The organism is Anoxybacillus sp. (genome assembly GCF_036834105.1).
Taxonomy (GTDB): domain Bacteria; phylum Bacillota; class Bacilli; order Bacillales; family Anoxybacillaceae; genus Anoxybacillus.
In genome coordinates, this window is the sequence record NZ_DAITON010000077.1 from 1 (window position 1) to 10,756 (window position 10,756).

At 40.3% G+C, this 10,756-nt stretch carries 9 protein-coding genes; all 9 read left to right on the forward strand.

Going from position 1 to position 10,756, the window contains the following annotated elements; all coding sequences use genetic code 11:
* Positions 1-60 precede the first annotated feature (60 nt).
* Positions 61-2,040, forward strand: coding sequence for a glycosyltransferase family 39 protein (locus tag V7Z64_RS08670; protein WP_297990700.1), 1,980 nt, complete (start codon positions 61-63; stop codon positions 2,038-2,040).
* A 12-nt stretch (positions 2,041-2,052) separates the two neighbouring features.
* Positions 2,053-3,015, forward strand: coding sequence for a glycosyltransferase family 2 protein (locus V7Z64_RS08675; protein WP_297990701.1), 963 nt, complete (start codon positions 2,053-2,055; stop codon positions 3,013-3,015).
* Complete coding sequence (locus V7Z64_RS08680) at positions 3,005-3,412, forward strand: GtrA family protein (protein ID WP_297990702.1); 408 nt, start codon at positions 3,005-3,007, stop codon at positions 3,410-3,412. Before V7Z64_RS08675 ends, V7Z64_RS08680 begins: the two co-directional genes overlap by 11 nt.
* A 131-nt stretch (positions 3,413-3,543) precedes the next feature.
* Positions 3,544-4,554 carry a LacI family DNA-binding transcriptional regulator gene (locus tag V7Z64_RS08685; RefSeq protein WP_297990703.1) on the forward strand — a complete coding sequence of 337 codons (1,011 nt, stop codon included), beginning with the start codon at positions 3,544-3,546 and terminating at the stop codon, positions 4,552-4,554.
* A gap of 271 nt (positions 4,555-4,825) precedes the next feature.
* Complete coding sequence (locus tag V7Z64_RS08690; protein ID WP_297990704.1) at positions 4,826-5,830, forward strand: Gfo/Idh/MocA family protein; 1,005 nt, start codon at positions 4,826-4,828, stop codon at positions 5,828-5,830.
* Positions 5,831-5,849: 19 nt separating this feature from the next.
* A complete protein-coding gene (locus tag V7Z64_RS08695; protein ID WP_297990705.1) occupies positions 5,850-7,019 on the forward strand; it encodes a Gfo/Idh/MocA family protein in 1,170 nt (389 codons plus the stop codon).
* A gap of 112 nt (positions 7,020-7,131) precedes the next feature.
* Entirely contained in the window at positions 7,132-8,157 is a 1,026-nt protein-coding gene (iolG, locus tag V7Z64_RS08700; RefSeq protein WP_297990706.1) for an inositol 2-dehydrogenase, read from the forward strand.
* Between the two features lie 74 nt (positions 8,158-8,231).
* Positions 8,232-9,215 (forward strand): sugar ABC transporter substrate-binding protein, encoded by a 984-nt coding sequence (locus V7Z64_RS08705; RefSeq protein WP_297990707.1) that lies wholly within the window; start codon positions 8,232-8,234, stop codon positions 9,213-9,215.
* A 101-nt stretch (positions 9,216-9,316) separates the two neighbouring features.
* Positions 9,317-10,756 (forward strand): sugar ABC transporter ATP-binding protein (locus V7Z64_RS08710; RefSeq protein WP_334110092.1); only part of this gene is annotated, 1,440 nt, incomplete at its 3' end.

Here is a 10,756-nt window from a genome sequence, read left to right on the forward strand (position 1 = left end):
ATCGAACTGGAAATTCGATTTAAAAATCTTTCTAAACATACTATACGAGGAGGATTTTGAATGGAAAATAATAAAAAACAAGATTGGTGGCTAATAGCCATCGTTGGATTGGCTTCATGTTTATATTTTTATAACATCGGAAACGCTGGCTCAAATGAGTATTATACAGCCGCAGCGAAAAGTATGACGACAAGTTGGAAGGCATTTTTCTTCGCTTCCCTTGACCCAGCTGGATTTATTACAGTTGACAAACCACCAGTGGCACTATGGTTTCAAGCTTTGAGTGTTGCATTGTTCGGAGTAAGTGATTGGAGCGTGCTACTTCCGGAAGCGCTTGCCGGTGTGATATCTACGATGCTACTCTACTTTATCGTTCAACCATTTTTCGGTCGCGTCACGGCGCGGTGGGCGAGTTTTATTTTTGCGTGCACACCTATTTTTGTTGCGGTTACGCGCACAAACAATTTAGATACGATTTTGATTTGCACATTGTTAGCTGCCACGTGGGCGTTGATGAAGTCCGTTCATACGGAAAAAGGTGTATGGCTTTTTATCAGCTTTTCATTAGTTGGAATCGGCTTCAATATGAAAATGATGCAGGCATATATGGTTCTTCCGGCATTTTACATATTTTACTGGTTAGCAAAAAATAAAGGTTGGAAACAAAAACTAAAACAGTTAGCGATGGCAACGATTGTGCTTCTTATAACGTCGCTATCATACGCTTTGATTGCTGATCTGATGCCGAAAGAAAATCGCCCGTATATTGGAAGTAGCCAAACAAACTCTGTGCTGGAGTTAGCACTTGGCTATAACGGCATCGGTCGGCTTACTGGTAGCGCAGGTCCAGGTGGGAATCGTATGATGGACGGTCAAGATAGGACAGGAGGGGAAATGCCGCAACCTCCAAATGGAGCGCCAAACATAGAACAACTACCGAATGGCGCACAAAGTACAGGGCAACAGTCAAATACAAACAACCCTCCACCGCAAATGCCGGAATGGAAAGACACCGGTGGTATAGGCATCGGAGAGACAGGTAATCCCGGAGTGTTTCGTCTGTTTAACCAACAGCTTTCTGGGCAAATTAGTTGGTTATTACCATTTGTTCTTTTTAGCACAATTGCGGTTGTTTTATCGATTCGCAACGAGCGAAGATTCGCCCTTTCCCATAAAGTGGCGGTATTTTGGTTGGCATGGCTCGCTCCGATGATGGTGTTTTTCAGTATTGCCGGCTTTTTTCATCGTTATTATTTAAGTATGATGGCGCCAGCAATTGCAACGCTCGTGGCGATTGGTAGCTCGCTACTATGGGAGTTTTACAAAGAAGGAAAACAGCAATGGCTGCTTCCAGTCGCATTTTTAGCGACATTTTTATTAGAAGTGTATATTCTTTATCAAAATAAAGCGTCAATTTCGACCGTCTGGATTTTGTTTGTCGGTTTATTAGGGTTTGCTTCGTTTGTTTTGCTTTTTGCATTTCGGAAAAATATACAAATCGCCTATTATGTGAAAGTGGCAAGTTTGTTTGGACTTCTTCTTATGCCGTTTTATTGGGCGCTCACACCGATCTTGTACGGTGGCAATAGTATGATTCCTGCAGCCGGTTCCCAACTTACTCAAAATAGTTTGCAAGACGGCCGGGCGATAGGAAAAGAGGGAAGGGATGAAGCAAATGAAAAACTCATTCAATATTTAGAAAAAAATTATGATGGAGAAACTTATTTAGTAGCGACATTCCGTGCAACAGAAGCAGCACAAATCATGTTAAAAACCGATCAAGCGGTCATGGCAATGGGAGGATTTTCTGGAAACGACCCAGTGTTAACAATCGAAAAGCTAGAGACCTTAGTCAAAAACGGGGAAGTGAAGTATTTCCTTATTTCTGGGTTCGGCGGCGACCAAAGCAATAACGACATCGTGCAGTGGATTCAAAACAACTGCAAAGAAGTACCGCAAACCGAATGGAAACAATCTATTGACACACAACCATCGTTCGGCAGAGAAGGGGAAGGAAAGCTATACAAATATGAAGGATAGGAGGAGAGGAACATGGTAAAATACTCGGTCGTGATTCCCGTTTATAACGAAGCGCTTGTGATTCGTGAAACGTATAAGCGTCTAAAAAGGGTAATGGAGCAAACAGATGGATCGTACGAGTTATTGTTTGTGAATGATGGAAGTAAAGATGAAACACTGGATATTTTGAGAGAGCTTGCGGTTAGAGATGATACAGTGAAATATTTGGACTTTTCCCGTAACTTCGGTCATCAAATCGCGATTACGGCAGGAATGGACTATGCTGTCGGAAAAGCAATAATTATCATTGATGCGGACTTGCAAGATCCCCCAGAACTCATTTTGGATATGATTGAAAAGTGGAAAGAGGGGTATGATGTTGTTTATGCAAAGCGAATTAAACGAAAAGGAGAAACGTTCTTTAAAAAAGCAACTGCGTACGCTTTTTACCGGTTATTGCGGGCGGCGACGGAAATTGACATTCCGCTTGATACAGGCGATTTTCGCTTAATTGACCGAAAAGTGCGCGACCAGTTAGTAGGAATGAGGGAGCGGAGTCGATTTGTGCGTGGGCTTGTCAGTTGGGTTGGCTTTAAGCAAACAGCCATTGAATATGAGCGGGACGAACGGTTTGCAGGGGAAACGAAATACCCACTCAAAAAAATGATTCAGTTTTCGCTTGACGGCATTACCTCTTTTTCATATAAGCCGTTAAAACTAGCCAGTTTATTAGGCTTTTTGCTTTCGGTTGTTAGCGTTGGATGGATGGCGGTTGTGTTATATTTAAAACTATTTACAGATGCTACGGTGACCGGTTGGTCGTCGCTTGTCATGACGGTTCTCTTTTTTAACGGTGTCGTCCTAATGATGCTTGGCGTGATCGGGGAATATATCGGCCGCATTTACGATGAAGTGAAACAGCGCCCACTCTATATTTTAAAAGAAGGTTGGGGCGTTGGTTATGAGAGGAAAAAGGTGCCGCATTATGTGGAGTGAAAAAGCGACGTTTATTCGTTTCGCTGTTGTTGGGATAGGAAATACAATCGTTGACTTCGGTGTGTTTTTCTTGCTTATATCAATGGGAGTATCGTATATGTTTGCGCAATTATGTTCGTATAGTGCAGGAGTCATGAATAGCTACGTATGGAATCGAAAGTGGACGTTTCGTGTGTTAGAAAAAGCATCGGTACAGCAATTTTTTCAATTTGTCATTGTCAACATCATATCGCTAAGTGCAACAGTAATGTTGCTAAAATTGTTACAGTTAACAGCCATATCTTTATTTGTCAGTAAAGCGATAGCGACAATTGTAGGGATGGCAATTAATTTTATCGGAAACCGTTTTTGGGTGTTTTCATCTGGACAGGAAAAAGAGGGAAGTAAGAAGAGTTGATTTTGAAACGAATTAACCTTGTCGTAAGCCAATCGGATTGAAAAAAGGAGGAAAGCGTTGTAAACTTAAAGTGGATATTAAAGCAAGCGCTTTCCTCTAAGATATTTTGTACTGAAAGATTGGTGTGGGGTATGAAAGTAACAATCTACGATGTTGCTAAAGCGGCGGGTGTATCTATCTCGACTGTGTCAAGAGTAGTCAATAATACAGGTCGCATTAGTGAAAAAACGAGAAAAAAAGTATTAAAAGTAATGGAAGCTTTACATTACCAACCTAGCATGGTGGCTTCTGCTTTGACAGGGAAGTGTACACGCACAATCGGGCTTATTATTCCGGATGTTGCAAATCCTTTTTTTGCAGAAATTTCTAGGAAAGTAGAGGATCGAGGAAGAGAATTAGGATTTAATGTGTTAATGTGCAATACGGACAACAATCCAGAAACGGAAGAGATGTATCTTTCTCTATTGAAACAGAAAAGTGTTGATGGGATTATTATTGGAACGACCACAAAAAATTATACGGTCTTAAATGATTTGCTACAAGCTCAATTTCCAATTGCATTTATTGCACAAGATATTCCTGAGCTTGCCATTGATGTTGTGAAGGTAGATGATTTTTTAGGAGGGTATCAGGCTGTCTCCCATTTAGTGTCATTAGGACATAAAAAAATCGCCATTATGTTAGGAAATCTAAACAGGACAAGCGATAAAGATAGACTTTATGCCTATCGGCAAGTACTTCAAGAGAGCGGTTTGGAATATGACGAAAAGTTGGTCGTGTATACAGATTATTCAATGGAGGCTGGTAGGCGAGCGGCACTCGAATTGCTTACATCATCACAAAAGCCGACAGCTATTTTCGCCTGTTTCGACTCGCTTGCAGTGGGAATTTATCAAGCAGCAAAAGAACTGGGAATTTCAATTCCGGAGGATTTATCGGTTGTTGGTTTTGACAATACAATATTGTCTACCATTGTTGATCCCCCACTAACCACAGTCGCACAACCAATCGACGAAATGGGGCGTCAAGTCGTTGACCTTATCGTTAAGGCGATTGAAGGAGAAAAACATATAAAGCAACGAATTGTTTTGCCGCCAGAACTAATGATTCGTCGATCCACAAAACGCTTGCAGAGCCGTTAGTCAGTGGCTCTTTTTTCTTTTTAGTTCAAATTTTTTATAAATTCAGAAAAAAACAGTTGCTAAAATGAAGTGGGAAGGATAAAATAAAAACCAAAAGAGAAAGCGCTTGCTCAAAAAAGTGAATAAAGATGATTTTTATTAATATTTAGTCACGAAGTGTTTTTTCCCTATTAAACAAATAAATATAGACAGATCATCGTATTAAGTTGTGTTCACCTCTTATGAGAAAGCGCTTGCTCTTACAATCGAAAAATTGGGGAGGAGAGAAAAAATGTCATTTGTGAAAGTAGGAATTTTAGGAGCGGGTGGAATTGCTAAAGTCCATACGTCAGTTTTAAAGAAAGATAAGCGGATAGAAATTGTTGGTGTTGCAGATATTGCGGAAGACAAGGCAATTACTCTAGCAAGTGAAATTGGGAATGCTAAGGCTGTTCAAACTCTCGAAGATTTATTTGAACTAGGAGTCGATGCTGTATATATAACAACCCCTAACACATTGCATGTCGAACCAGTGTTGAAATGCCTTGAGAACAATGTTCACGTATTTTCAGAGAAACCGATGGCTACCTCGTTAGAAGGGGCGGAGCAAATTCGAAAAGCAGCAGAAAAATCAAAAGCCGTATACAATTTAGGGATGAATCGCCGCTATGCGTCCGTATACAAGAAAGTCAAAGAACTCATTGCTTCCGGTGAAGTCACACCATATTTAGCGAATATCAAAATGAACCGTGGTGAACTTTTAAACCCTGCTTGGACAGCTGATCCAAAAGTGACGGGTGGATTTCTTTATGAAACCCCTTTCCATCTGATAGATATGTGCCGCTATTTATTCGGAGAAGTGCAGACCGTTTATTGTAAAGGGCGACAAAATATTTCTGATGCGGAAATTGATACATTTGCGATCATGATGACGTTTGAATCAGGAACGATTGCTAATTTTGTTACTTATGCACATGCTGGATGGAGTTTCCCGTTTGAGAGTTTAGAGGTTTATGGAAAATATTGTACAGTTGCGACGCAAGAACTAGAAAAGGTGATGTATGCACCAGGATTAAAGCAACCAGCTCAAATTAGCGATTTTTATCAATTATCCATCGAAGAAAAATGGGGATATGCGGAGGAGGATCGGCTCTTTATAGACGCCATTGTTCATGGAACGAAACCACCAGTCACAGCGGAAGACGGATATCGCTCCATTCAATTATTAGAGGCCATTTATGAAAGCGCTAAAATTGGTAAAATGATTGATTTCCGTCAAACAGCACCATCACAATAAAACAGAGTAGGTGACAAATATGAGCAAAAAACAAGTTCGAATTGGGATGGTTGGATATAAATTTATGGGAAAAGCCCATAGCCACGCGTTTCGCGATATTCCGTTTTTCTTCGATACAGATGTTATCCCTGTTTTGCAAGCCATCGCTGGACGTGATGAGCAAGGGGTGAAACAGGCCGCTGAAAAAATGGGGTGGGCGTCGTACGAAACGGATTGGCGCCGTCTTATTGAGCGTGACGATATTGATGTCATTGACATTGTTACCCCGAATAATACACACGCCGAGATCGCCATTGCCGCAGCGAAAGCAGGAAAACATATTATTTGTGAGAAGCCGCTAGCGCTAACATTAGAACAATCGTTAGAAATGCTTGAAGTGGTGAAAAAAGCCGGTGTCGTCCATATGATTTGCCACAATTATCGGTTTGCTCCGGCTGTCCAATTTGCCAAACAATTGATCGAACAAGGTCGATTGGGGAAAATTTATCATATTCGCGCAACATTTCTACAAGATTGGTTGATGGATCCTAATTTTCCGTTAATATGGCGCTTAAAAAAAGAAGTGTCTGGGTCGGGTACGCATGGCGATCTTGGTGCACACATTATTGATTTGGCACGCTTCTTAGTTGGAGAATTTAGCGAAGTAGTCGGAATGACGGAAACATTCATTAAAAAACGGCCATTAGGTGATATGGATATCCATTTAAAAGGTCGTATTAAAAGCAACAAATGGGGAGAAGTCGATGTGGATGATGCTTCGGCATTTTTAGCTCGCTTCGAAAATGGGGCGTTAGGTGTTTTTGAAGTGACTCGCTTTAGCAGAGGAAACCGTGCCGGAAATCGATTTGAAATTAACGGGGAAAGAGGCTCGATTCGTTGGGATATGGAAAATATGAACAATTTGCAAGTGTATTTGGAAGATGACGAACGAGGTCTTCAAGGATTTCGAAAGATCAATTGTACCGAAGTGGAACATCCATATGCGGCTGCTTATTGGCCAGCAGGTCACATTATTGGCTATGAACATACTTTTATCAATTTATTAGTTGAAACGATGAATGGAATTGCAAACGGATACAGTCCAGCGCCGAATTTCGAAGACGGCGTTCGCAATCAGGCTGTCTTAGAGGCGGTCGAACGTTCTGCACAAACAGGAACTTGGGTAAAAATATCTGAGTTATTAAAATAATACAAATTATAAGTAGATTAAATGAGAGAAAGCACTAAAATCCCTAGCTTCTTCTCTTTCTATGACAGACAAAAGAAAGCGATTACAATTTTTAGAAAGGTTGTGTTGTTTTATGACGATTCGTTGTGCGGTACTTGGTTTAGGTCGGTTAGGTCATCATCACGCCAAAAATTTAGCAACCTACCAAATTGCTGGAGCGCAATTAGTGAGTGTTGTTGATCCACAAGAAGGACGTGCTGAACAATTTGCTAAAGAATTTGGCGTTGACCATTGGACAAAAAACCCAGACGAAGTGTTTGAAAATCCTCACATCGACGCAGTTGTCATTGTGACTCCTACAAGCACCCATGCCGATATGATTAAAAGGGCTGCAAAAAATGGAAAAGCTATTTTTGTTGAAAAACCGTTAACGCAAAATTTAGAAGAAGCTGATGAAATTATTCAAATCATTAAAGAAATCGGCGTCATTTGCCAAGTTGGATTTATGAGAAGATTTGATCCTGCCTATGCAGAAGCGAAGCGAAGAATCGAAGCGGGGGACATTGGAAAGCCGATCTATTTTAAAGGGATTACTCGTGATGCCGGTTCGCCGCCTGCCGAGTTTATTAAACATAGTGGTCGCATGTTTTTAGACGTTTCGATTCACGATTATGATATTGCAAGATATTTGATGGGAGCTGAAATTACATCTGTGGCTGCACATGGAAGGGTATTGATGCATCCGTTTATGGAAGAGTTTAAAGATGTTGATCAGGCGATTACGTACGTACATTTTGATTCTGGTGCAGCAGGTGATATTGAAGCAAGCCGCAATTCGCCTTACGGTCACGATATTCGAACTGAAATTATAGGCACGGAGGGATCATTGTTCATTGGAACGTTGCGGAACCAAAACGTTACGTTATTGAATGCAAAAGGCAGCACGTATGAGATCATCCCAGATTTCCAAACGCGCTTTAATGACGCGTACCGCTTAGAACTTGTTCATTTTGTGGAATGTGTTCGCAATAAACAAACTCCAAAAGTGACCGAAATCGATGGCAAAGTGAACTTGGAAATTGCGATTGCGGCAACAGAAGCATTTGATACTGGGAAAACGGTGCATATAAAGGGGGGATGCTTGGAAAAAAGCTGCTAGACTTTTGTGTGTTTTGTTGTGTCTTATTGGGGGTTTAACTATTTTCATAATTAAACAAAGGGGGCATAAATCCGATGATATTTTCGAGAAAATGGATTTTAATGGTCGTTTTGTTATTATTCACGATGTTTATCGCTGTTGGTTGTAGTGAAAAACAACAAACGTCTGAACAAACACCGAAACAATCAGGAGGGGAGGGGAAAATTGTAATTGGTGCGGCGTTGCCAGACTTTGATGACAAGTGGCTAAGCTATTTGCAAGACGGGATGAAAGAATACGCTAAAACACAATCGGACGTGGAAGTTATTTATGTCGATGCAATGAATGATGCAAATAAACAGTTATCCCAAGTCGAGAATTTTGTTCAACAAAAAGTCAACGCAATTGTGTTAATACCAGTCGATACTGTTTCAGCACCAGAAATGATTGATAAAGCGAATCAAGCTAATATCCCGATCGTGGTAGTTAATCGTATTTTTGATGGTGTGGAGAAGGCAACTGCTTATGTGGGCTCTGAATCGATTAAGTCAGGAATCATGCAAATGGAAGAAGTGGCTAAGATACTGGAAGGGAAGGGAAACATCGCCATTATGAACGGGCAAATGGGGCATGAAGCGCAAATTAAAAGAACGGAGGGAAATAAGGAAGTAATCCAAAAACATCCAGATATGAAGATCGTACTAGAGGGAACAGCGGAATGGGATCGTGCGAAAGGGATGGCTTTAATGGAAAACTGGATCAATTCCGGAAAAGAAATCGATGCGGTCGTTGCTAACAACGATGAGATGGCGATTGGAGCAATTATGGCATTGGAAGCTGCAGGAAAGTTAAACGATGTGGTTGTTGCTGGTATTGATGCAACTCCTGATGCTTTAGAATATGTAAAATCAGGAAAATTGAAAGTGACTGTTTACCAAAACGCCAAAGGACAAGGTCAAGGTGGATTGGAAACAGCAATTAAAGCAGCAAAAGGGGAACAAGTCGAAAAGTTCAATTGGATTCCATATGAACTTGTGACGAAAGATAATGTGGAAGAGTACATTAAAAAATGGCAGTAGTATTTTGTAACCGTTATCACCTATCTAAGGGGAGAGGACGCTACGACGGTTAGTGTCCTTTCCTTAAAAACGGCAATCTTAGTGAAAACGAGGGAATGCATATGAATAAAGATTATGTGTTAGAAATGATAGACATTACAAAAGAATTCCCAGGAGTCAAAGCGTTAGACAGTGTACAGCTGAAAGTGAAAAAAGGAACAGTCCATGCGCTTATGGGAGAGAACGGGGCCGGGAAATCGACGTTAATGAAAATATTAATCGGGATTTATACGCCTGATAACGGAAAAGTTATATTTGATGGTGAGGAGTTGAAATTTTCTAATATTAAAAATGCCCTAGATAAAGGGATTTCAATGATTCATCAAGAACTCAGTCCGATACCAAATATGACGGTAGCGGAAAATATTTTTCTAGGAAGGGAGCCTAGTTATAAATTTACAGGGTGGGTGAAGAAGAAAGAGCTTGAAGAAAAAACAAGGAAATTATTTGAGAAGCTTGAGATTGACATCGATCCAAATGTAAAAATGTCTGAGTTAAGCATCGCTAATACACAAATGGTTGAAATTGCAAAAGCTATTTCCTATAACTCCAAACTCATCATTATGGATGAGCCGACGTCTGCCATTACAGAAAAGGAAGTACATCATCTATTTAAAATCATTCGTTCATTGAAACAAGAAGGCGTATCCATCATTTATATTACTCACAAAATGGATGAATTAGCGCAAATTACGGATGAGGTCACAGTATTGCGGGATGGAAAATATATCGGAACGAAGTCTAGTGATCAAATCACAAAAGATGAATTGATTGAAATGATGGTCGGAAGGGAATTAAATCAAGTTTTTCATAAGCAACGAGTCGAAATCAAAGAAGTGGCGTTGTCTGTGAAAAATTTATGTAAAAAAGGGAAGTTCGAAAATATTAGTTTTGAAGTAAGAAAAGGAGAAATCGTCGGTTTTGCTGGTCTAATGGGTTCAGGGAGGACAGAAGTATTAGAGAGCGTGTTTGGAATTACTCCTCCCGATTCAGGAGAAATCTATATTCATGGTGAAAAAGTAAATATTCGCTCGCCGCGTGATGCTATTCGATATGGTATGGGATTGTTGACAGAGGATCGAAAGTTAACAGGCTTATTCTTGCCACTTTCCGTACAAGACAACATCATTACCGTAACAATCGAACAGTATGCAAAAGCCGGGTTTTTGAATGAAAAGAAAATTCGAGAGGATTGCCAACGTCTTTCTGATCAATTAGCAATAAAAACACCAAATCTTCAGCAACTCGTGAAATATTTGAGTGGGGGAAACCAACAAAAAGCGTTAATTGCAAGATGGTTGCTTCAAGACCCTGATATTTTGTTTTTAGATGAACCGACGCGAGGAATTGATGTTGGGGCTAAATCCGAAATTTATAATTTAATTTTTGATTTAGCTAAAAAAGGAAAAGCAGTTGTAGTTGTTTCTTCAGAACTACCAGAAATTCTAGGCTTAAGTGATCGCATCATTGTCATGCATGACGGAAAGAAAACAGGGGAATTA